This is a genomic window from Haliscomenobacter sp., assembly GCF_040403615.1.
Taxonomy (GTDB): Bacteria; Bacteroidota; Bacteroidia; order Chitinophagales; family Saprospiraceae; genus Haliscomenobacter.
Window position 1 is genome coordinate 1 of sequence record NZ_JBBAKG010000096.1, and the last position, 22,833, is coordinate 22,833.

The window sequence follows — 22,833 nt, forward strand, 5'->3', positions numbered from 1 at the left end:
AAGAAGCGTTAAAAGAATTTTTCCTGGTAAATAAAATTGTGGAGGAGTCGCAATCAGAAGGATATTTTTCAATTTACATCAATTCTTATATTGCTCAATGTTACCAAAAGTTGGGTGATTTACAGAAAAGTATCTTTTACGCAGAAAAAAGTTATCAACAAGCTTTGTCGGCTGAACCAAGAATGAAAATTAAGACCAGTTTATTGCTTTCAGAAGTATATGAAGAAACAGGTCAGAACAAGCAGGCTTTTGAATACCTAAAAAAGTATCGAAGCCTAATAAAAGAGAAGGAAGAACAAGACATCGCCAATCTTGCGACCAATCTGGCAATTGAAAACTTTACTCAAAAAAATGAGCAAGAGAAAGCTGCATTTGAAAAAGAGAAACTAATTCAACGCTGGTGGCTATTCAGCATTGCAGCAGCTTTGCTATCTTCTTTTGTTTTCCTTTATTTTTTATATCAAAGCAACAAACACAAACAAAAAGCAAACAAGTTACTCTCTCGACAAAAAGAAGAGATAAATCTTCAAAGAGAAAAAGCAGAAAAAACGCTTACTCAACTCAAAACCACCCAAGCCCAACTCATTCAATCCGAAAAGCTCGCCTCTCTCGGTGAGCTCACCGCAGGCATTGCGCACGAGATCCAAAACCCGCTGAATTTCGTCAATAACTTCGCTGAGGTCAGTGCGGAAATGTTGGAAGAAATGGAAGAGGAGTTGGACAAAGGCGACACCCAGGAAGCTAAAGCCATTGCGGCTGACCTCAAGCAAAACCTCAACAAAATCAACCACCACGGCCAACGCGCCTCCTCCATCTTCAAGGGGATGCTGGAGCACTCGCGGGCGAGTACAGGGGTGAAAGAACCTACCGATATTAATGCCCTGGCCGATGAGTACTTGCTGCTGGCGTATCATGGCTTGCGGGCGAAGGACAATTCTTTTAATGCGACGATAGAGATACATTTTGATCCTGATTTGCCGCTGGTTTCGGTCATTCCTCAGGACATTGGTCGGGTGCTGTTGAATTTGATCAACAATGCATTTTATGCGGTTGCTGAGCGTAGCCGAAGCACCGTAGGAGCACCCCTCGCGGGTGCCCATGTCCCATACCAACCCACCGTGACCGTTTCCACCCAAAAAACGGGTGATCAGATCATCATCAAGGTTCAAGACAACGGTAACGGCATCCCCGAATCCATCCGCGACAAAATCTTCCAGCCCTTTTTCACCACCAAACCCACCGGGCAGGGAACTGGATTAGGGTTGAGTTTGAGTTATGATATTGTGGTGAAAGGGCATGGGGGAAGTTTGGAGGTAGTTTCCAAAGAAAATAAAGGCTCCGAATTTATCATTAATTTATAGTATTGAAACAAAAGTAAGAAAAAAGTATTTTTATGTTTTAAAATCATTAATTTTGGTAAAAATAAAAACACAGGTGGAGTTAATAAAAGACATCAATAATCTGCACGCTGAAGCACGGCAAATCATCGATAATGGGCGCAAAGCAGCCCATCGTGCTGTAAATAACAGCATGGTGAAAACCTATTGGGAATTAGGGCAACTCATCGTAGAAGAAGAACAACAAGGTAAAGAACGTGCAGAATACGGAAAATATCTCATAACGGAATTGGCCGATCGCCTGCAAAAAGAATATGGATCCGGCTATTCTAAACCCAGCCTTTGGAATTATAGACAATTCTATCTGGCATTTCCAATTCTCTCCGCACTGCGGAGAGAATTGACTTGGACACACTACAAACTCCTCATGCGTGTACAAAACCTAGACGCAAGGTCTTTTTATGAGCAAGAATCCATAAAAAGTGGATGGAATACCCGGGCCTTAGATCGCCAGATCACCACCTTCTATTTCGAGCGATTATTGGCGAGCCAGGATAAGCTGGCCATAGAAAAAGAAGCTGAAGAAAACATCACTCAAATAGACAGAGATGTATTGGATTTTGTCAAAGATCCTTACGTTTTGGAATTTTTAGAGATTAAACCAGATCATAGGTTATATGAAACCGATTTGGAGCTATTGCTAATCGATAATTTACAAGAATTCTTGTTGGAACTTGGGCGTGGCTTTTCATTTGTCGCCCGACAAAAATACATTCGTGCGGGTGATGAAGATTTCTTTGTTGATCTGGTTTTTTACAATTATGTGCTCAAATGTTTTGTACTGATTGACCTTAAAATTGGCAGGCTAAGCCATCAAGACATTGGGCAAATGGAAATGTATGTTCGAATGTATGAAGATTTGCACAAAATTGAAGGCGATAACCCGACGATAGGCCTTATCCTTTGTTCAGAAAAAACGGAAGCTATTGTCAAGTATTCTGTTCTAAGTGAAAGTCAGCAAATTTTTGCCTCAAAATACTTGCTTTATTTACCTTCTGAAGCCGAACTGAAAGCTGAATTAGAACGAGAACGATTGTTGGCTGAATTGAAATTAAAGAAGCCTAATGAATGAATCAGAAACCATCCGCGACAAAATCTTCCAACCCTTCTTCACCACCAAACCTACCGGACAAGGAACGGGTTTGGGGCTGAGTTTGGCGCATGATATTGTGGTGAAGGGGCATGGCGGAACGCTAAGCGTGTCCAACATACCTGGAGAAACAACAACTTTTGAGCTTCGATTGCCCTTGCATTAGTTGTAGACGCTTTGTTTGTATAAGAAACGATGAAAAAAATTCACTCCACTCACTTACTTCTCCTCTTTTGGCTGCAATAAAGGATTAAGAAGCGCTTAGATGCCTTTCTGATGTATAACCCTAAATCAACCCTTATGACCATCCAAGCAACCCTTGAACCTACAGCCAAGTCGGAACGGATTTTCGCCATGGACATCATCAGAGGCATTTCCCTCTTTGGCATTCTGTTAATGAACATCATCAATTTCGGCTTATACAAAGCCTATTTCGACCCGACCAACAGCGGCGGAGCCACGGGTTGGAATCTCACGGCGTGGTGGATGAATACGCTCTTTTTTGAAGGCACCATGCGCGGGATGTTTTCCATGTTGTTTGGAGCAGGCATTCTATTGTTTACAGGCCGTTCGTCCGAGAACAAGCAAGGCAGCGCCGCAACTGACCTTTTTTTCCGCCGCTTGTGGTGGATGCTGATTTTTGGTATCATTCATTGTTATCTGCTGCTCTGGGAAGGCGATGTATTGTATTGCTACGCACTAGTGGGTATGTTTGCTTTCAGCTTCAGGCACCTGGCACCTAAACAGCTGATTACAGGCACTATTGTAATCCTGCTCCTGGCCACTGCATGGAACCTCAAAGATTATTTTCAGGTAAAAAACACTTATGAGGCCTCCGCTGCCGCGAGTTTAAAGCAAGAAAAAGGACAAACCTTAACGGAAAAAGAAACAGCAGCCATTGAAAAATGGGCGGCGAAAGTCAAAGAAGCGAAAGCCAGCCCCAAGGACTTGAAAAAAGAAATGGCCGCAAGGAGCAAGGATTATTGGAGCATTGTGATGCACAAAGCCCCGGATAATATGGCAGTAGAAACCTTTTTTGTGTACCGATACAATTTTCTGGATACCCTCGCCATGATGCTATGGGGAATGGCCTTTTTCAAAATGGGCATTCTTAGCGCGCTTAAATCAAGGCGATTCTATTTGCTGATGGCTTTAATCGGTTATAGCATCGGCATTCCCGTCAATTATTATGAGAGCTGGCTACAAGTATCCCATAACTTCTCTGTTGAATCCATTTATCAATCCTGGTTGACGTACGATTTGGGTAGGGTGGCTACCACTTGTGGGCATGTTGCACTCATCATGCTATTTGTCAAATCCGGTATTTTACCCTTTTTACAGAAGGCCCTGGCTGCTGTAGGGCAAATGGCTTTTACCAATTACGTCTCCCATTCGATTATCTGCAATTTTATTTTCCTGGGTTACGGTTTTTCGATGTACGGCAAATTGCAGCGCTACGAGTTGTATTACATCGTTGCCGGCATCTGGATCTTCCAATTGATTGTCAGCCCAATATGGTTGAAATATTACCGTTTTGGTCCCTTGGAATGGGTTTGGCGGAGTTTGACGTATTGGAAAATGCAACCTTTTTCAAAAGTGCAACCCAAAAAGTAAAAAATGACTTCATCATCAACTGTAAGGAAACATTTTAGCATGAAAAACACCACCTTCATCCTCTGCTGCCTGTTTTGCGCAGCCTTGCTCCAAAATGTAGGAGCGCAATCCGCAGCGAACCCTAATCCACCTCAGCGCCGCCTTCGTGAAGTCAGCTTCCACGGCAGTGGCTACGCACGCGGCCTGCAACACGGCCAACAACTGAAAAAAGAAATCGGCCAAATTGTCGCCAAATGGAAAAAAAGCGTGGAAAATCAGTTAGAGAAACCGGCCGATCAGGTGGTGAAGGATTTTTTTGCTTACGCTCAATTCGATGCAGCCATCAAAAAATGGACGTCCGATCTGTATGAAGAGGTGCGCGGCATCGCCGACGGTTCGGGGCAGACCTTCAACGACATCATGGTACACAACCTGCTCGACGAGTTTTGGGTGTGGCAGGATGCCCGCGACAAGCACCATTGCAGTGGCATCGGCGTACCTGCCCGCGACGGCAACCCCGGCTACATCGCCCAAAATATGGACTTGGAAGGCTACACTGACGGCTATCAGGTCTTGATGCGCTTGGCAAAAACCAAAAAAACGCCCGAACAACTCATCCTCACCTATCCCGGCCTCATCGCCCTCAATGGCCTGAACGAAGCGGGCATCGGAGCCTGTATGAATACCCTGATGCAACTCAAAGCCAACGCCACTGGCCTGCCCGTCGCTTTCGTCGTGCGACACATCCTCAACAGAACCGACAAAGACGAGATATTGCGCTTCATCCAAAGCGTACCCCATGCCTCCGGGCAAAACTACATCATCGGGATCAAGGGCGAAGTCTATGACTTTGAAGCGTCTTGCAACAAAGTCGTGCGTTTTGATCCCAAAAACGCCAACGGTACGGTGTACCACACCAACCACCCCATCGCCAACGACGACCTGAAAGACTGGTACAAGGAGCCGGAAAAAGGAAACAGCAGCATCCGCCTTGCTTCAGTGCAGGGGCACATCGCCGCACTTCCCAACGCAAAAGACGCCGACATCAAAGCCGCCTTGCGCGCCAAGGACGACCCGGGCAACCCCGTTTGCCGTACTTTCAACCGCTGGGGTGGCACCTTTGGCTCGGTGGTAATGACCCTGACAGGTAATCCCATGCTGCAAATCACCGCCGGGCCGCCGGATGAGTCGGAGTACAAGGAAGTGCAGTTTGGTAAGGGCAAAGGAAAAACTGAATAAAATGAACTCAAAAGGCCTATTTCTGCTGTTACTCTGCCTGCTCACTGCTTGTTCCAATCATTCAGCCACTCAAAAAGAGGATACTGAGGCCAATTACTACACCCAAGCCAACACCAACCGCACCGCCGCTGAATGGGAACCCGCCAAAGGAACCTTGGTTGCATGGCCTTTGGCTTTGCCTCACAAATTGCTGGTAGAACTCGCCAAAGACAATCACCTTTACACCTTGGTTGAAAACGATTCCATCAAAAAAGAAGCTCAAAAATGGTACGCCCAATGGGGCATTGAGGCTTCCCAAAATACATTTGTGTATGTACCTCGGGGAATCGACTTTTGGTGGACGAGAGATTGGGGCCCAAGTGCAATATTCACACCAGATGGCAAAATGAAACTCGCAGATGCCAATTGTCTTTATGTCCCGCCCAGAGCCAAATGGGGTTGCAGTGATACCTTGTATTCTTTGTTCTCCGATACACCACATGAAGCCTTAAAATCGGAAATAGATGATGCAACGATCGTGCCATTGGGGAAAGGATTAAACAAGGAAGTATTGAATCTACCTTTTATCAATACGGGCGGCAATTTTATGACTGATGGCTTGGGTACGGCTTTTTCGACTTGCATTTTACCCAGCGAAAACAAATTCCACAAGATACCCGAAGCCCAGTATTTCAAACTCAACAAGGAGTTGCAAGGAATCAATAACTACCATATTGTTTCCAATTTTGAAAAAATGGGCATTCAACATATTGACTGCTTCATGAAATTATTGGATGAAGAGCGGATACTGGTTGCCGAGCCGCCTGCGGATCATGAGTTATATCCCGTTTATGAGAACATCGTTCAAAATGAGTTGAAAAAGATAAAAACAGTATATGGTCGACCTTACGAAATTTTGAGGTTAAAAACAGACCGATACGAGGGTGAGAAATTAGCGGCGTATTCCAATTCCATCATTGTCAACAAAACCATTTATGTTCCGCTGTTCCAAATTAAAGCCGATCGTGTTGCCCTGCAAACCTGGCGAAAGGCAATGCCTGGTTATACCGTAAAAGGTTTTGAGTTTGCCTTGAAAGACGAGCCGTTCCTTGCCCCTGGCATGAAAGAACAATATTCATCGGGCTATGGCTGGAAAAGTGGCGATGCCTTGCATTGCCGTACCCGAGCGGTTTGGGACAATGAAATGCTTTTTATCAGTGTTAAACGCCTGTCCTCAAAACTGGCAATCAATGCCCCCCTGACCGTGTATGTCACTATCATCGATTACAGTAAAAAGGGATTGGTGGCGAATTCGCCCAAATTGTATTGGCGGATAAAAGGTGAACAAAACTGGAAAACGGAATCGCTTAAATCCGCCAACAATGACACCCATTTTTACACCACCATTCCAGCAAAAGCGCCCCATAAACTCATTGAGTACTATATCTCGGCTGCCTCAAAATCGGGCAATAAGGAAATCATGCCCCGGATTGCACCAAGTGGATTTTACACGGCAGAGCGATGAGTGCACGAACAAACCCACTGGGTAAGGCACAGGCTGGGGCTGAGTTTGGCGTATGATATTGTGGTGAAAGGGCTTGGGGGAAGTTGGGAGGTAGATAGTACGGAAGGGCTTGGAACTAAATTCATCATTCGTTTAGTGTAGACTTGTAAACAGCGCCAACATTTTGTACTTTTACGTTCAAATAACTGGATGATGATCAAGATTCCATACGGCGAAAGTGATTTTAAAACCTTGATGGCAGGAAATTATTTCTATCAGGATCGTACACAGTTCATTGAGAAATTGGAACAATGGAATTCTAAATATCCTGTTTTTCTGCGTCCGCGTCGATTTGGGAAAAGCCTTTTTATCAGCACCTTGCACCATTATTATGGATTGGAGCACAAGGATGATTTTCAAAGCTTGTTTGGTCAGTTGTACATTGGCGAAAAACCTACCCCGCTGGCCAACCAATATCTGGTTTTGCGCTTTGAATTCAGCCGCATTGATACGGCGACACATGAGAGTACATACCAGGGATTTTTAACCAATGTGTTATTGGGAGCACGAAGTTTTATAGCTGCGTATCGACAATTTTTTTCCGAAGCAGACAAACAACTCATTCTGTCTCGGGTTTCGCCCGAAGCGGTTGTCAAAACCATTTTTGGCCTTACTGCGGAAAAAAATCTCCCTTACAAAATTTATCTACTCATTGACGAATACGATCACTTTGCCAATGAATTGCTATCTTTTGACATGGAACGTTTCAAATCGGATGTCAGTAGAAATGGGTTTGTCCGCAAATTTTACGAAAGCTTCAAAACAGCCACTGGCGAGGGGATAGTTGACCGAATTTTCATTACAGGGGTTTCACCGATTACTTTGGATTCGTTGACCAGTGGGTTTAACATCAGCAGCAACATTAGCCTGAATCCCATTTTTCACAACATGATGGGCTTTACGCATCCTGAGGTAGAAGCTATTTTGCACGAATCGGCTATTCCGATCGAGAAAATACCCGAAATGATGTCGGATTTAGAAGCTTGGTATGATGGTTATTTGTTTACAGAAGATGCCCATACCTTGTTGTTTAACCCCGATATGGTGCTGTATTTTTTGAGAGAATACAGCATCATGAACAAATACCCTGCGGTCATGCTGGATACCAACGTGATTTCAGATTATCGAAAAATCAAAAATATCTTTAAAATAGGTGGCGAAGAGGACGCCAAATATGAATTATTGGAGACATTAGTTGAAAAAGGGCATATTGATTTTCCTCTAACCCATCTGTACAATTTAGAAGCAGAATTTACGGAAGACGATTTTTTGAGTTTACTCTACTATATGGGTATGCTTAGTTTTAGAGGGGTTGCAGATATTGGTTGGCGCTTCGAAGTGCCGAATTATGTCATCAAAAAGCTCTACTTTGAGTATTTTACCTCCATTTATTTAGCCAAAACACGCTTTGCCAAAACCAAAAGGCCAATCGTTCAAAGCATTTCTGCTTTAATTAGCGAAGCCAATCCCGAGCCTTTTTTCAAGCTTGTGGAATATGTGCTGGCCGAAAACCATTCCAACCGCGATGAATTGTCCTACGGCGAAAAACATTTGCAAACCCTGATGATTGGCCTCTTGTTCCCCTACGAATCCTATTACATCCACAGTGAATACGAAGCCAAAAAAGGCTACCCCGACATTTTTCTGGAAAAAATGCCCAACCGCCCAGTCAAATATGACATTGTACTGGAATTGAAATACGTCAAAAAATCAGCTGAAAAAACCTTGGGAAAAGTCATCCAGCAAGCAGAGGCCCAATTGGATGAATACATGACCAGTGAACGTTTTTCTCGTCCGGATGTACGCGGATTTTATGCTGTTTTCCTGGGTGGCGAAGTTTATCAATGGAAACAATGGGAGAAATAGGGTGTGATGGGATTGGTAGATGCAGTATTTCTATATTAGTGGCAAACTTCAATTTTACAGCTTGCCGAACTGTTAAATAAATCTGAATTTAGCAGGCTATAAAATCAAAATTGGCTAAGTTCAACGTTTATTCGCTTGACTGCTCCCTAGAGTTGTCAATAACCAATAAAAACAAATACAATGCCTAAAAACCAAGTCCTCCTGCTTATCTTGAGTTTATGTTCAGTTGGATTTCTCCAGGCCCAATCCTCCAAAGTTGTGGCGAGCAATCCTGCATCATCCATTTTGAAAAAAAATGTAAACCTGATGGTCCGTTTACCTGACAGCTATGCTGCTTCCCAACAAAAGTACCCGGTCTTGTTCTTTCCACAAGTGACAGACGAAATGGTGGAAGAAATTGCGGTGTTGACCCAAAAACTGCACAAAGAAAACGGTACACCCGAAATGATCGTAGTAGGTACCAACGTGGAAGACAAACTGGAGAGAGAACAGGAAAACGCCGTGTACGACAAATACCTGTCCTACCTGGAGCAAGAATTGATCCCCTCCATCGAAAAAAAGTACCGCTGTAGTGGGCAGAGGGTATTGCATGGTAGATCGCTGTCAGGCTCCTTTACCTTGTACGCCCTGCTGAGCAAACCGACCTTATTCAACGGCTACATCGCTGCAACCAAGGAATGGTATGAAGACAACAATGATTTCTTCACGGGATTGGCCAACAAGGCCTTGCAAAGTGCCGACAAATTCAAGGATCGGAAAATCTTCCTGGCCAGCTTGAACGGAGCTTATAGCAACAGCAATATTTCCGAAGTGAATGAAAATATGACCGCCTTCGCTAAATTATTGGCCAGCAAATCGGGCAATAAAATCGCGAGTAAGTACCAAGCCTTTGACGATTGGGGCATATCGCCATATCCAGGCTTTAAAGAGGGCTTGCTTTTTGTAGCTAAAGCGGGAAAATAGTACCAGGCGCAAGCTGGCCTTCGGCGAAGCGCGACAACATTTTTTTAGCCACAAATGACACAAATTTTCACAAATCAAGCCACGAACTTCGTTCGTGTTGGAAGCACAAACGCAAGTTTGTGCCTTAATTTGTGAAAATTTGTGTCATTTGTGGCTATATCTCTAAAAACACTTCACCGAAGGTGGTGTGCCAAACTTTTGTCATCTTCCAATCTCCAATCTTAAGCATCGATGTTTCAACTCATCTTCCTTTACCCACCACCAGCTGATGTAGACCAATTTGAAGCAGACTTCGCTGCGCATTTGGTGCTTTTGCACGAAAAAGCAGGCATTCCAACTGGTTCAAAACCCTACACGGTGACCAGGTTCATGCCTACACCTGACGGAGCTTTCGTCTATTACCTCATGCTTACGCTGCATTTTGAGACGGTAGAAGCTTTGGATGCTGCGGCCGAATCGGCAGCCATGCAGGAACTGGGGACTGATGTGTACCGGATTTCGACGGGTGGTGTGCCGGGCATTTTGATGGGCAATGCGGTAAAATAAATACCTATGTTTGTGCCATCAAGAACAACATCAAGTATGAACGACCAACATTTTTTGAAAAAGATATTCAACGAACAAAACTTCAAAAGAGAAGATTTAGACAAAATTGTAGACCAATACCAGCGGATTGAGTTCGCAAAGCATGATTATTTGATTGAAGAAGGCAGCACTGCAAATTTTTACTACTTCATGGAGAGTGGTTACGCACGGTCTTATGTGATAGATTTGGAAGGGAATGACATCAGTACCAAGTTTTTTAGTGCTACGGACATCATCATAGACTGGCATTCCTATTTTTTAAAAACGAAATGCCGAGAGAGTATTCAAGCAATCACCCCTTGCGTTGCCTGGAAAATCAGCTTTGAAAATTTCATGAAACTGTTCAATATCGAGGCCTTCAGGGAAGTGGGGCGGACACGCTTGGTCAATAATTATTTTGAATTGAAGACCCATTCCGTTTCCATCATTGCAGACCCGGCCAAAGAGCGGTATTTAAACCTCTTAAAATCGAAACCTGATGTTGTGCAAAATGTTCCTTTGAAGCAAATTGCCACTTATTTGGGCATCACCGATACCTCATTGAGCAGAATCAGAAAAGAAATAGCCGACACAAAATGAACAACTTAACTCAGTACTTCGTCCCTGAATGGATTGCAATAGCGTTTCTGATTGCAATCCCCCTCCCTTTTATACTCATCCTGCTTTTTGTGCGCAATGCGGCGAAAAAAGCGCAGCACGCTTGGGCTTTTCCGCTCGTGGCGGCATTTTTTGCACTGTACCTGATGTACATTGGTTTTGCAAGTTTTCAAGGATGGTTCAACACGGTCTCTTTGCCTCCAAAAGTACTTTTGTTTACTACCTTTCCCTATGCTTTTTTGCTTTTTGGGCTTGTACTAAACACCAAATTCTACCAAAAAATTGTAGAAAATGCACCTTTGGAAAGCCTCATTCAACTCCACATTTTCCGTTTGATCGGCGTATTTTTTGTGCTACTTGCCGTTCACGATGCCTTGCCCAAACCCTTTGCATTCATTGCCGGCTTTGGTGACATACTTACAGCATTGAGTAGTGTTTTTGTGGTCAAAGCTATTCAGAACAAAAAGAGTTATGCTAAAAGCTGGCGCGCATTTGGAATGTTTTCGGTACGGTTGACATTCTATTCACGGCAATTGCCGCAAATGTTTTGACCAAAATTTCCATCGATACGGGAGCGATGGGTGTAAACACCCTGGCCGTATTTCCGTTTTGCATCATTCCTGCCTTTGCCCCACCTACAATTTTGTTTCTCCACTGGGCTATTTTCAAAAAAATCAAAAATTTTCCCGCCTGATCTGCTTTCTTGTCCTATGGCAAGAATGGGTAAATCAGATAGGCCAATCTTTGTACCATCATTAACCAATCTTTTAATCGCAACTCAAAATGAACAAGATGATGATTTTCGCAATAATTGGCGCTGCGCTGGCAGCATTTATCGGCTTTGGTATGTACAAAGCCAATGGTTTGAAATCTTTGCAAATCGTGAAATCCGTAAACATCAAAGGCTCAAAAGAGGAAGTTTTTGAGATGGTGAAATACTTGGGAAATTTCCCGAAGTGGTCGCCATTTTTGGCCCAAGACCCCAGCCAAAAGTATGAAGTGAAAGGAACCGACGGAAAAGTTGGCGCCCAATACCACTGGGAAGGCAACAAAGGCAAAGACCTTGGCTATCAGGAAATCGTAAAAATTGAAGAATACAAATTTGTAGGCGTGAAATGCGACATTCAGAAGCCATTTGTAGCCAAACCAACTTTTGACTATTCCTTCACTGAAACCGCCGATGGCATTGCAGTGAAACAAGATTTCAAACTCGAATCGGACTTGGCCAGTGCATTCTTTATGTGGCTGTTTGGTGCAAAAACTCAAATGGAAAAGACCAACCAACAAGGTTTGGACTTGCTGAAAAAAGCGGTGGAGAAGTAGATAAAATTGCCTGCTGAAACATACGGTTTAGCGGAATGAGGGCTGACATACTTAAATGAATGTCAGCTCTCTGTGCATTTGAGCTGGACTGAAATCCCACGGGTAACATTGGTATTGCCCTAGAAGCAAAGTCCATGTCATAAAATGTGTGAATAATGTAACTTAAATGTTTTTTTTTGTAAAGCGCATTTTAAAAAGATGCTGAACTTTGCACCATGCCGTTCAGAAGAAAATTCATTCAACAAGCCGCAATGGCGGGTGCAGGTATAATGCTTGCCAATCCATTACAATTTTTAACACAAACGAATAAAAATGAAAACATGAATACGAATACAAAATCAAAAGGTTACGCGGGAAAAGACGAAAATGGAAAATTGAACTTGTGGGATTTTGAACGCAGACCTGTCGGCGATAACGATATTCTCATTGAGATTAAGTACTCGGGAATTTGCCATTCAGACATACACACCATCAGAGGACATTGGGTAAAACAACAGTACCCACAGGTTCCAGGCCACGAAATCGCAGGCATAGTGACCGCCATCGGTAAAAATGTATCCAAATTTAAAGTGGGGGACAAAGCTGGCGTAGGCTGTATGGTGAACAGCTGCATGCAATGCGAAAGTTGCAAAAGCGGCGAAGAACACCATTGCGAGACTACAGGAATGGTAGGTACTTACGGCTCCCCCGAAAAATCTTCACCTTCAGGAATTACCCAGGGTGGATATGCCAACAACATAGTGGTTACCGAGCATTTTGCAATCAAAATTCCAGATAACATGGACTTAAAACACGCTGCGCCGCTATTGTGCGCAGGTATAACGACCTACTCGCCTTTAGTCAGAGAAAATTTCAAAAAAGGAGATAAAATTGGCGTGATTGGAATAGGTGGCCTCGGTCACATGGCAATCAAATTAGCCGTTTCAAAAGGAGCAGAAGTGTACGCCTTTACAACTACCGCTTCCAAAAAAGAAGACATAATTTCATTTGGCGCCAAAGAGGTGATTATTGTTGATTCAATCGAAAAATTAAATCCATACAGGGGTAAATTGGACTATATGCTTTCTACGGTACCCTACGAATACGATGTAGCTTCCTATGCATCATGCGTAAAACCTTATGGTAACTTCACACAAGTAGGACTGCCGATCAATGGGCTTTTATCAATGAATAATTTTCAGATGGTTGCCAACAGAGTGAAGTACAGTGGCTCATTAATCGGGGGAATTCCAGAGACACAAGAAGTTTTAGACTATTGTGCCCAGAACAACATTCTGCCTCAAATTGAAATCATTAAGGCAAATCAAATTAATGATGCCTGGGACAAAGTTGTGAACAAGGAAGCACGTTACCGATTTGTAATCGATGCAGCCACATTCTGATTTGCAACATGTGTGAAGGATCATGAAACCAACAACAACATTAGGGCACAGCACCTTGACTGTGAATTGAATTGGGCTGGGGGCAGAGTCTTGTTTTTGCCTGCTACCAACGATTTACATCTCCGTTCCAAGCTTTTACAATTAAAAAGCGACAGGGCAATCTCCCTTTATTGGCGAAAGACTTCCTTCGTCTAGTGGTCGTGGCCATTCCGATTGCCTCACCGATAGCTTACTGCTTGATGCAAAAGCGGATAATCCTTCCGTGAGGATCTTAAATTCATAGGGCGTTTTAGTTTTTTTTTACCGCTCTGCCCATTTGCAAAGAATGTGTTTGATCGGATGCCGGAGTTTCGGGATGTGCTGTAAACAACTAAACTCCTTTTCAAACCATGTACCAGCGGGGCGCACAGGGAGACAAATTGATAGAATAAACAAGAGGTTAGTTGTGTTAGACTAGCGGTTTCAATCTGACCCTTGCCAGGAGCACAATAAGCGCAAACTCGTTTGTCGAACAATGCACTTTCTGCCAACGTTGAATAAAAAATCAACGAACCATGAAAAGGAACTGTTTGATCGTTTTTATATGGCTGGTCGGGTTCTGCACACTCAGCGCCCAATGGACACCAGATATTGCTACCTTGAATTATAAAACGGGATTGAACGAGGACAGCACCAGCACCCGTGCACTATATGCTATCCGCATCATTCCGAACGAGACTTACCACAACGAATTCCTGATTTTTGTACCTGAGCGCCTGGATCGGCAATACCTACGCAAGGAATTTTTCAACCTCTCAACCCTACAGTCTGTCAAGCCACATATCGAACGAGTCAACAGCAATGTGTACCGGATTTCCAAATTGCACTTGCCGATTGGGGAATATTTCATACATTTTCGGTACAAAGGTGATGTTACAGTGCATCGCTTCAGGGTAGTGATGTAGTTTTTTTTATGATGGATTTGCACCTCTCAAGAGGCAAACCCGTTCGTAGCGGCTGACTAAGCGTCGGCACGTTCGCAGATCTAACCCCTTAACCTCCAAAACCACTACTCATGAAACCAACAATCGCGCTATTTACCTTCCTGGTTTGGATGTGTTCCATCCCATCCTATGCCCAATCGTGGCAGTGGGGCGCCCACGTTGGCGCAACGTACAGCAAAATGATTTGGGCGGATAAAGTCAAAGATAGCCCTTTGGAGCTCCCGGAAACGCCATTCAGGCTCTCTTATGCGCTGGGCCTATCATCGAGCTACCGTTATTCTACCCGGTTTTACAGTCCGTTCCAGCTTGATGTTTACAACAAGCGCTTTTCCGTCAGTACGGGTGGTACCGTGTTTGCCTTAGATGATCGGGGGCAATACATTGCCATTCAGGCGGATTATTTGGATTACCAGCTCAACCAGCTTGCTTTTTCTGGGGGTATAGGGTACAACGTGTTGAAAGGCCTTGCCGTGGAAGCCATGCCCTACTTCCATTTCAGCTTGGGTACACAAAAAATAAAAGTAGCCGATTTCATCCCGTGGCGGGAGGATGTCAACTTCCAGCAGGAGTACGACTTCGGTATTTCGGGATACCTCAGGGGAGATGTTGGCAACTTTTACGCCAAGGCCGGTTACCAGTACGGGCTTAGAAAAATGGAGGAGTACGCCATCTTTGACGCCAACGGGCAAGGGCTAGGAAAACTCCCTACCAGGAATACGATGTTCTTGTTGATTGTGGGCTACTCTTTTTAGCCTTCGAATACCCGCAGGGCTGGGACATATCCGCATGGCAATTGATCAAGTTTTCGTTAGTTCTACCAACGTTTTCCATATCCGTTACAAGCTTTTACAATTAAAAAGCGACAGGGCAACCTCCCTTTAATGTCGAAAGACTTCCTTCGTCTTTAGTGATGAACTATGAACACTATCCATTAACTTTGAAAAAAAATAAAGTGAAGGTTCATTCAGGCTTAATCTAATTTGAAACGTTATATGGAACGCTTTTTTCCCAATCAAAGATACACCAGCAAAGGTGAACCTGAACTAGGTATCGGTATTGTAACAGAAACCAGCAAAGGAAAGGTCAAGCTGTATTTTCCCAGATCCAATGAAATACGACTATATGCATTGGAAAGTGCTCCCTTACGTCGAGTTGTGTTTAAATCCGGCGATATCATCATCGATACAAAAAAACAATCATTGCTGATTAAACAGGTCGAACTAGAGGGTGAGTTGTATCTGTATTACGGGAAAGACAGAAAATTGTCTGAGGCCGAACTCGGCGATGTGTCAGCAAGACATGGTGCCGACGACAGGCTTTTTATGGGTGATGTAGATGCTCCACAAGTCTTTGCATTACGCAGAGAGACACTACAACACGATTACAACCGGAGATTATCTCCTGTAAATGGATTTTTGGGCGGTAGAATCGATCTTATTCCTCACCAACTATACATTGCTCATGAGGTGAGTTCACGATATGCTCCTCGTGTCTTACTTTCAGATCAGGTTGGTCTTGGAAAAACCATTGAAGCTTGCTTAATCCTTCATCGTTTGTTGTTAAGCGGACGAATTTCGAGGGTAATCATTCTCGTTCCTGAGTCTTTGGTACATCAATGGTTTATAGAAGTTCTACGTCGGTTTAACCTGTGGTTTAACATTTTCGATGAAGATCGCTGTGCCTCACTCGATGGCAATGCCCCAGATGGTAACCCCTTTCTCGACGATCAACTGATTATTTGCAGTACTTCATTTTTGGCCGGTTCAGCGAAACGAACCAGACAAGCACTGACTGCTGGTTGGGATATGCTCGTTGTAGACGAAGCACATCATTTGGAATGGTCTGTTGACAAAGTGAGCCCGGAGTATGGGATGGTGGAACTATTGAGTAAAGCAGCCAAAGGATTACTGCTCCTCACTGCTACCCCGGAACTACTAGGTGAAGAAAGCCATTTCGCACGACTTCGATTACTAGACCCAAACAGGTATTCGAATTATCAGGATTTCATAAATGAGCCTTCTGACCATAGAAACATTGCCACTATTGTGGAAAAACTGTACTCCGGAAAAAAATTGCAACCTGACGATACAAAAATATTAGCATCCTTTTTCCCAAAGGAAAGAATGCTATCCTTAACAAAAGGAGGAGATGTTGCCAAGGATAATCTTATTGAAGATTTATTGGACCAGCATGGCCCAGGCCGAGTGTTGTTCCGAAATACCCGATCTGCAATGAGCGGTTTCCCAAAGCGAAAGGCGCATCTAATTCCCATAAACACCACCAAAGATAAGGCCCTTTGGCTTCAGCGCCTGGCGAATGAGTTTGCCCACGATATGGAGCCCGGAGCTATTGCAAATAAACAGGAATTTTGGTTTGCCGAAGACCCTCGAGTTCATTGGCTTTTAACTACAATGAAGAAACTGTATCCTGCAAAAGTACTGCTCATATGCAAGAGCAAAGAAAAGGTGCTTGCATTGGAAAAATTTTTAATGAAGCGTGCCAATCTCAAAGCGAGTGTTTTTCACGAAGACCTTACCATTGTCCAACGCGATAGAAATGCGGCATGGTTCTCAGAATCAGATGGCGCTCAAATCCTCCTTTGTTCTGAAATTGGCAGCGAGGGGCGAAATTTTCAATTCGCCCATCACCTCATACTCTTCGACTTGCCGCTTCATCCCGAATTGTTGGAGCAGCGCATCGGGCGCCTCGACAGGATTGGTCAAACAGAGGATATACATATTCATGTCCCTTACCTGGCCAACAGCCCACAGCATGTGCTGGTAAGGTGGTATCACGAAGGGTTAAATGCCTTTGAAGAGAACCTTGAGGGTGGAAATGAAATATCGAAACTACTTCGTGACCAACTGCTAACCTTATCCAACGCTCCCTCCTTCTCAGATTTTAGTCCGGAACTAGAAGCATTGATTACCAAAACGTCCATTTTTCAAAAAGAACTTCAGAAAAGCCTCGCTGAAGGACGTGATCGATTGTTGGAGATGAATTCTTTTCGCCCCAGGATAGCAGCAAAACTAGTGGAGCAAATTAAAAGAGAAGACTGCGATAAGAGCCTTGAAAATTATTTCACAAAAGTCTTTAGCCATTTTGATATAGAAATGGAAGACCTTTCTGCCCGAACCTACTTTTTGCATCCTGCTTCTACAATCACTGAGGTATTTCCCGCTATTCCGCCTGAAGGTATAAGTGTTACATTCGATCGACAACGCGCGCTTAGTCGGGAAGATATTGGTTTCCTTAGTTGGGATCATCCCATCACAACTGGTGCTATCGACATGGTGTTAAGTTCAGGGACAGGGAGCGCTAGTTTTGGAGTTCTTAGAGGAACCAACAGCCGCGGTATTCTGCTTGAACTACTTTTTGTTCTTGAAACATCGAAAGACCGAAGCATATATGTAGACCGTTTCCTTCCAAATACACTATTAAGAATTGTAGTTGATCATCTTGGCAACGATGTAACAGATCGGTATTCTGTTGAAACATTAGACAAAAAAATGATTCCTGGACAAATAGACGCTTTGCTCGATAATCAAACGTTAATGGAAACGACCCTGCCCAATATGATTTCAGCAGCCACGAAAATGGTTGAAGAACAAAGTACAAAAGAAATAAAAAATGGATTGCAACGCATGAACCTCACCTTGAATCATGAAATAGATAGACTAAAAATATTACAGCAAAAAAATAAAAACATCAGACCAGCAGAAATTCAGACAGCACTCCATGAACAGCTGACCCTAACTTCGCTCATTAAAAATGCACGCGTAAGGTTGGACGCCATTCAGCTTATACTTTGCTCCGGATGACCAGGTGATTTTGTCCCCGCTAGTCCAAGTCTTTCACCCGCTAGCCTAGAGGCATTTTTTGCCAACCCCGACTGGCTAACAGGCTTTCGAACCCAAATCGAGGCTCCAAAAGTCTATTTTTTAAAAGATTTATAGGCGAGTTTACGCCGCAAGAATCAATCATTTTATAGCGATTATTTTTCCCAGATACTCTTATAAAGAGGATGGTAACCATCAAAACCAACGTTTTACATCTCCGTTACAAGCTTTTACAATTAAAAAGCGACAGGGCAATCACCCCCCCATACCTTTACAACATTGTTTCACCAAATCAATGATTGCCATGAAAATCCATAACCTTGTTTTTTTGTTCCTTCTTCAATTCCCCTTATCTCCAATCACAGCTCAAGATAGCACTAGGTCGGAAATTGTAAACACCGTTTTAAAATCCACTGATGGCGGACAAACCTGGCAGGACATTAGCGAAGGGCTACCCGGAAATGTGCAGGGAGAGGGTTTCTTTGCAAATGATAAGGGATTTTATTTGTGTGCTGACAAGGAAATATACCACAGCAAATCAAATTTCAGCACTGCTTCCTGGAAAAAAGAGGTTTTCCCTGCCGCACACAGCAGCATTACCGCTGGTAAGAACGGGATAGTTGCCTACAACTACACTGGCCAATTTTTACAAAAAACAAACGGGGCGAGTGAATGGTCGTCCATCTACACCAATTTCCCAGAGAAAGAGGTTCGTACCGTTTTTGAAACGGACGGAGGCACCGTTTTTATCGGTTGCGACAAGGGCCTTTTTAGATCCACCAACAATGGACAAACCTGGAAACAAGTCCAAGCCGGAGGCTGGGCAATGAAAATCGTAGAGTCAAACGGTGTACTTATGGCGACCAGCCAGTTGGGGATAATACGATCAACCGATGGTGGAGAAAACTGGGATGTTGTGATCAGTGAGGGCGGTGTGGGCATCGCCGTAGAACGCATCAAAGGTGGATTTGCGGCCATCACTTACAATACCACATCGGAGACCAGAAGAGTACGAACATCCTACGACGGCGGTAAAACCTGGCAGCCTATTGATGCTGGCCTTCCGGCAAGCTCCTTTATTACCTCCATTGTTCAGGTTGGTGAATCCTTCTTTTGTGGGCATCCTAGCGGCATTTTCAGGTCCTCAGACCAGGGAAAAACCTGGGAGCTGTTGCTTCCTTCTATAAAAAACAAGGTCTTCATTTTAGCTGTTTCAGGCAACGTGATTTATGCCATCCCCAGAAATGAAGGATGTTGAAAAATACAGGTTAATTGTTAATCTTTGTTCATACAGATTTGACGCAGATTGAATCGCAGATTTCACACAGATTTTTCTGCGTCAAAATAAAACAAACAACTGTCGCTTCAAATAAAAAAAATCGTTGATGAATATTGTTAACTCAAAACACATTAAGCAACTCACAAACGCCCATAACATTTTTGCTTTAATTAACGAAAAATATGGAACTCCACCAAACTGGACAAGACCGCAAGGTTTTATTTCTTTGTCTAAAATAATATTGGAACAGCAAGTAAGTTTAGCTTCTGCCAAAGCACATTTTCTTAAACTCAATAGTTATTTGGTTGAGTTTACGCCTTCCAACATTCTCAAACTTACAGACGAGGAAATGAATAGTTGTCAAATCAGCCGACAAAAAACAAAATATCTTCGTGCGTTATCAACTGCGATAATTAGTGGTGGTATTGATTTAGAAGAATTACCAAAATTAAACGAGACAGAAATAAGAAAACAACTCACAAGCATTAAAGGCATTGGCGATTGGACTACTGATGTTTATTTAATGTTTTGTCTTCAATCAAAAGATATTTTTCCGATTGGCGACATCGCAGTTGTAAATACAGTAAAAGAATTGAGTGATGCAAAAACAAAAGAAGAGATAATCTTGCTTGCTGAAAAATGGAAACCATTTCGTTCACTTGCAGTTTACTTTTTGTGGCACTATTATCTAAATAAAAGAAACAGACCGTCAGAATAAAATATACAATGATAAATCTTATAAACAAGATTAATAGAACACCGCTTCGGGCAGACAGAAGAACAGCCGCTAACTGCGGTTTTGCGAAGTTCTGAAAAAAATCCTCGCTTGTCTCGATTCTTTTTCGGAACTTTGCAAAGCAGCAGCGCGTTGGTGGTCATTCTCACATTGCAACTGACCATAAACAATAAATTATTTTGACCAAAAAAATCAATATGGAATTATCCAAACTCTTTGAAAAACTTTATCAAAGACTTCTTTCAAAAAAAACCAAAGAAAAGAGTGAGCAGGTTATCTTATGGATTGCTCTGGCGAGTTTTATAATTCACTTATTAATTATTGAATTGATACATTTTAATATTATTTCCATTAACGAACCATCAAAGTTATTAAAAAATCCTATCGCTGCTATTTATACCCCTTTTTCTTTTATATTGGTTTATGAGGTGTATCTTTTAATTTATTACCTCCCAAAATCAACTTCTATTTATATCTCAAAGCAATATGAAATTATTGCTCTCATCATTATTAGACGATTATTTAAAGACCTTTCAGATTTATCACTTTCGTCCAATTGGTTTAACATTAAAAATGATTTGCAGTTTACCTATGATTTAGTAGCATCGGTCTTATTGTTTTATTTGATTTATCTATTTCATATTCAACGAGTCAAAGTATATAGAACTATTGAAAACGATAAAAACCATTATTCAAGTATTTCGAAATTTATAAAGGCAAAAAAATGGATAGCTACAGCCTTAGTTCCTGTATTGCTAATTACTGCAATATATTCATTTTTAAACTGGAGTATTGGTATCTTTCAACCACTTGAAACCAACTCTATTTCTTTCAAGAACATCAATAATGTTTTCTTTGAACAGTTTTTCAATATTTTAATTATTGCTGATGTGATATTATTATTGTTTTCGTTTTTCCACACTGACGAGTTCCACAAAGTCATTCGAAACTCGGGATTTATTATTTCAACTATATTAATTCGATTATCTTTTTCTGTTACTGGTATCATTAATACGCTGTTGATTGTTTCTGCTGTTTTATTTGGACTTTTAATACTTTTTATACATAATAAATTTGAAAAGCAGTTATCAGAAGAAATTGAAGAAAATAATGAAATTGAAGAATAGAAAGACAATAATGAAGTTATAATTGTTAAAAATTAATAGCAAACTGAAAAACAGAAATAGGGAACAGAGAGAATTTTAATTATTAAGAACGGATCGCTTACGGGTTTGGCAAAATTTAAAAAAAAAATCCTCGCTTCACTCCAAACTTTTTCAGAACTTCGCCAAACCGCAGCGCTTTAGCCGCGAGCATCGCTGATTGGCCACAACGCCAAACACACTTTGAACAAATAATAGCTAAAATCATGGCTTTAGAAAACAAAACAGCAGCAGCACCGAGCTCGAATTGGAACGAACAACTTCTTCCAGATGAGAAGAAGCTTCACGCCAATCACCTGTTGGCTTTTGAAGAAATCAGTAAAATAAAGGATGCCAAGTACGGAAAGGGGCGACAACTACATCGCCAAGCTCAACTGGGTTTGCACGGGCGTTTTGAAGTGCTGTCTGGCTTGCCTGATTATGCAAAGTTTGGCCTTTTTGCTGCTCCTGCTACCTACGATGCCTGGATTCGATTGTCAAATGGAAGCATGGATCGCGCATCAGATCGTAAACCAGATATTCGCGGGTTTTCAATTAAAATACTTGGACTTAAAGGGCTCGGCGCAATAGGATCTGGCGATACGGATTGCCAGGATTTTTTGTTGATCCAGAGACCTGCTTTTGGTTTCGCCACTAGCAAGGATTTTGTTGGATTTGTACACCATGCTGCGCTTGGACCCGGCTCCTTGTTTAAGTATCTGTTTTCCACATTTGGATTGATCGGTGGCTTCCGAAAACTCAACAAATTAGCCAGCGCACTTAAAATTCCATTTACTGGTTTTGCCACCGAAAAGTTCTACACCGCTGCACCATTGGCTTGTGGCCCCTACGCAGTTCGAATGCGCATGTTGCCCGCAAGTACCGATGCAAACGCAAACGCCCAAGAAAGCTGGTCAAGCGACTTCCTTTCACACTTGTCTAAAGGAGATTTGCAGTTTGAAGTTCAGTTGCAGTTTTATGTGGATGAAGCTAGGACTCCAATTGAAGACGCGACGAATGAATGGCCAGAAGATATTGCTCCTTTTCTCACTGTAGCGGTATTAACCGTACCTACTCAGGATACCGAAAGTTCGGAGGGTTCACAGCTCGCTACCAACATTGAGGCCGCAGCGTTTGATCCTTGGAATGCCTTAATCGAACACCGTCCCTTGGGTGAGGTGATGCGCGCGCGAAAGGTTGTGTATTTTCAAAGTCAGCTTGGGCGTAAAGCTTAGTAGTGGGGCAAAAATAAGTGATCATTTTTCTTGAGCCAGAG

General features: G+C 42.8%; 20 protein-coding genes. All 20 read left to right on the top strand.

Features of this window, described 5'->3' with window-relative positions:
- Positions 1-1,361: ATP-binding protein (locus ABW391_RS22990; RefSeq protein ID WP_353484240.1), on the top strand; the 1,361-nt coding region annotated here is incomplete at its 5' end.
- Between the two features lie 52 nt (positions 1,362-1,413).
- A complete protein-coding gene (locus ABW391_RS22995; protein ID WP_353484241.1) occupies positions 1,414-2,469 on the top strand; it encodes a PDDEXK nuclease domain-containing protein in 1,056 nt (351 codons plus the stop codon).
- Entirely contained in the window at positions 2,462-2,653 is a 192-nt protein-coding gene (locus ABW391_RS23000; protein ID WP_353484242.1) for an ATP-binding protein, read from the top strand. Before ABW391_RS22995 ends, ABW391_RS23000 begins: the two co-directional genes overlap by 8 nt.
- Positions 2,654-2,787: 134 nt before the next feature.
- Complete coding sequence (locus ABW391_RS23005) at positions 2,788-4,101, top strand: DUF418 domain-containing protein (RefSeq protein WP_353484243.1); 1,314 nt, start codon at positions 2,788-2,790, stop codon at positions 4,099-4,101.
- Between the two features lie 39 nt (positions 4,102-4,140).
- Entirely contained in the window at positions 4,141-5,319 is a 1,179-nt protein-coding gene (locus ABW391_RS23010; RefSeq protein ID WP_353484244.1) for a C45 family autoproteolytic acyltransferase/hydrolase, read from the top strand.
- 1 nt (position 5,320) lies between these two features.
- A complete protein-coding gene (locus ABW391_RS23015) occupies positions 5,321-6,823 on the top strand; it encodes an agmatine deiminase family protein (RefSeq protein ID WP_353484245.1) in 1,503 nt (500 codons plus the stop codon).
- A 192-nt stretch (positions 6,824-7,015) separates the two neighbouring features.
- Positions 7,016-8,728 carry an AAA family ATPase gene (locus ABW391_RS23020; RefSeq protein ID WP_353484246.1) on the top strand — a complete coding sequence of 571 codons (1,713 nt, stop codon included), beginning with the start codon at positions 7,016-7,018 and terminating at the stop codon, positions 8,726-8,728.
- Between the two features lie 180 nt (positions 8,729-8,908).
- Positions 8,909-9,691: an alpha/beta hydrolase gene (locus ABW391_RS23025; protein ID WP_353484247.1), complete on the top strand. Its 783-nt coding sequence runs from the start codon at positions 8,909-8,911 to the stop codon at positions 9,689-9,691.
- A 231-nt stretch (positions 9,692-9,922) separates the two neighbouring features.
- The gene (locus ABW391_RS23030) at positions 9,923-10,237 is read left to right on the top strand and encodes an EthD family reductase (RefSeq protein WP_353484248.1); all 315 of its coding nucleotides are present in this window, start codon (positions 9,923-9,925) and stop codon (positions 10,235-10,237) included.
- A gap of 36 nt (positions 10,238-10,273) precedes the next feature.
- Positions 10,274-10,855, top strand: coding sequence for a Crp/Fnr family transcriptional regulator (locus ABW391_RS23035; protein ID WP_353484249.1), 582 nt, complete (start codon positions 10,274-10,276; stop codon positions 10,853-10,855).
- Positions 10,852-11,424, top strand: a complete 573-nt coding sequence (locus ABW391_RS23040) for a DUF8737 domain-containing protein (RefSeq protein ID WP_353484250.1) — start codon at positions 10,852-10,854, stop codon at positions 11,422-11,424. The genes ABW391_RS23035 and ABW391_RS23040 overlap by 4 nt, the downstream gene beginning before the upstream one ends.
- A 241-nt stretch (positions 11,425-11,665) precedes the next feature.
- A complete protein-coding gene (locus tag ABW391_RS23045) occupies positions 11,666-12,196 on the top strand; it encodes an SRPBCC family protein (RefSeq protein ID WP_353484251.1) in 531 nt (176 codons plus the stop codon).
- 215 nt (positions 12,197-12,411) lie between these two features.
- On the top strand, positions 12,412-13,578 hold the full coding sequence (locus ABW391_RS23050) for an NAD(P)-dependent alcohol dehydrogenase (RefSeq protein ID WP_502916346.1): 1,167 nt from the start codon (positions 12,412-12,414) through the stop codon (positions 13,576-13,578).
- Positions 13,579-14,132: 554 nt separating this feature from the next.
- A complete protein-coding gene (locus ABW391_RS23055; protein ID WP_353484252.1) occupies positions 14,133-14,522 on the top strand; it encodes a hypothetical protein in 390 nt (129 codons plus the stop codon).
- A gap of 110 nt (positions 14,523-14,632) precedes the next feature.
- Entirely contained in the window at positions 14,633-15,313 is a 681-nt protein-coding gene (locus ABW391_RS23060; protein WP_353484253.1) for a hypothetical protein, read from the top strand.
- Positions 15,314-15,553: 240 nt separating this feature from the next.
- Entirely contained in the window at positions 15,554-18,382 is a 2,829-nt protein-coding gene (gene rapA / locus ABW391_RS23065) for an RNA polymerase-associated protein RapA (protein ID WP_353484254.1), read from the top strand.
- Positions 18,383-18,704: 322 nt separating this feature from the next.
- Positions 18,705-19,658 carry a WD40/YVTN/BNR-like repeat-containing protein gene (locus ABW391_RS23070; protein ID WP_353484255.1) on the top strand — a complete coding sequence of 318 codons (954 nt, stop codon included), beginning with the start codon at positions 18,705-18,707 and terminating at the stop codon, positions 19,656-19,658.
- A 127-nt stretch (positions 19,659-19,785) separates the two neighbouring features.
- Positions 19,786-20,397: a DNA-3-methyladenine glycosylase family protein gene (locus ABW391_RS23075; RefSeq protein WP_353484256.1), complete on the top strand. Its 612-nt coding sequence runs from the start codon at positions 19,786-19,788 to the stop codon at positions 20,395-20,397.
- Positions 20,398-20,612: 215 nt separating this feature from the next.
- Entirely contained in the window at positions 20,613-21,542 is a 930-nt protein-coding gene (locus ABW391_RS23080) for a hypothetical protein (RefSeq protein WP_353484257.1), read from the top strand.
- A gap of 242 nt (positions 21,543-21,784) precedes the next feature.
- Positions 21,785-22,792, top strand: coding sequence for a catalase family protein (locus ABW391_RS23085; RefSeq protein ID WP_353484258.1), 1,008 nt, complete (start codon positions 21,785-21,787; stop codon positions 22,790-22,792).
- Positions 22,793-22,833: the final 41 nt, after the last annotated feature.

Excerpts from the sequence above, each read along its gene's own strand:
- ABW391_RS23000 (WP_353484242.1), top strand. The coding sequence starts at position 2,462 with ATGAATGAATCAGAAACCATCCGCGACAAAATCTTCCAACCCTTCTTC.
- ABW391_RS23005 (WP_353484243.1), top strand. The coding sequence starts at position 2,788 with ATGACCATCCAAGCAACCCTTGAACCTACAGCCAAGTCGGAACGGATT.
- ABW391_RS23010 (WP_353484244.1), top strand. The coding sequence starts at position 4,141 with ATGAAAAACACCACCTTCATCCTCTGCTGCCTGTTTTGCGCAGCCTTG.
- ABW391_RS23015 (WP_353484245.1), top strand. The coding sequence starts at position 5,321 with ATGAACTCAAAAGGCCTATTTCTGCTGTTACTCTGCCTGCTCACTGCT.
- ABW391_RS23020 (WP_353484246.1), top strand. The coding sequence starts at position 7,016 with ATGATCAAGATTCCATACGGCGAAAGTGATTTTAAAACCTTGATGGCA.
- ABW391_RS23025 (WP_353484247.1), top strand. The coding sequence starts at position 8,909 with ATGCCTAAAAACCAAGTCCTCCTGCTTATCTTGAGTTTATGTTCAGTT.
- ABW391_RS23030 (WP_353484248.1), top strand. The coding sequence starts at position 9,923 with ATGTTTCAACTCATCTTCCTTTACCCACCACCAGCTGATGTAGACCAA.
- ABW391_RS23035 (WP_353484249.1), top strand. The coding sequence starts at position 10,274 with ATGAACGACCAACATTTTTTGAAAAAGATATTCAACGAACAAAACTTC.
- ABW391_RS23040 (WP_353484250.1), top strand. The coding sequence starts at position 10,852 with ATGAACAACTTAACTCAGTACTTCGTCCCTGAATGGATTGCAATAGCG.
- ABW391_RS23045 (WP_353484251.1), top strand. The coding sequence starts at position 11,666 with ATGATGATTTTCGCAATAATTGGCGCTGCGCTGGCAGCATTTATCGGC.
- ABW391_RS23050 (WP_502916346.1), top strand. The coding sequence starts at position 12,412 with ATGCCGTTCAGAAGAAAATTCATTCAACAAGCCGCAATGGCGGGTGCA.
- ABW391_RS23055 (WP_353484252.1), top strand. The coding sequence starts at position 14,133 with ATGAAAAGGAACTGTTTGATCGTTTTTATATGGCTGGTCGGGTTCTGC.
- ABW391_RS23060 (WP_353484253.1), top strand. The coding sequence starts at position 14,633 with ATGAAACCAACAATCGCGCTATTTACCTTCCTGGTTTGGATGTGTTCC.
- rapA (WP_353484254.1), top strand. The coding sequence starts at position 15,554 with ATGGAACGCTTTTTTCCCAATCAAAGATACACCAGCAAAGGTGAACCT.
- ABW391_RS23070 (WP_353484255.1), top strand. The coding sequence starts at position 18,705 with ATGAAAATCCATAACCTTGTTTTTTTGTTCCTTCTTCAATTCCCCTTA.
- ABW391_RS23075 (WP_353484256.1), top strand. The coding sequence starts at position 19,786 with ATGAATATTGTTAACTCAAAACACATTAAGCAACTCACAAACGCCCAT.
- ABW391_RS23080 (WP_353484257.1), top strand. The coding sequence starts at position 20,613 with ATGGAATTATCCAAACTCTTTGAAAAACTTTATCAAAGACTTCTTTCA.
- ABW391_RS23085 (WP_353484258.1), top strand. The coding sequence starts at position 21,785 with ATGGCTTTAGAAAACAAAACAGCAGCAGCACCGAGCTCGAATTGGAAC.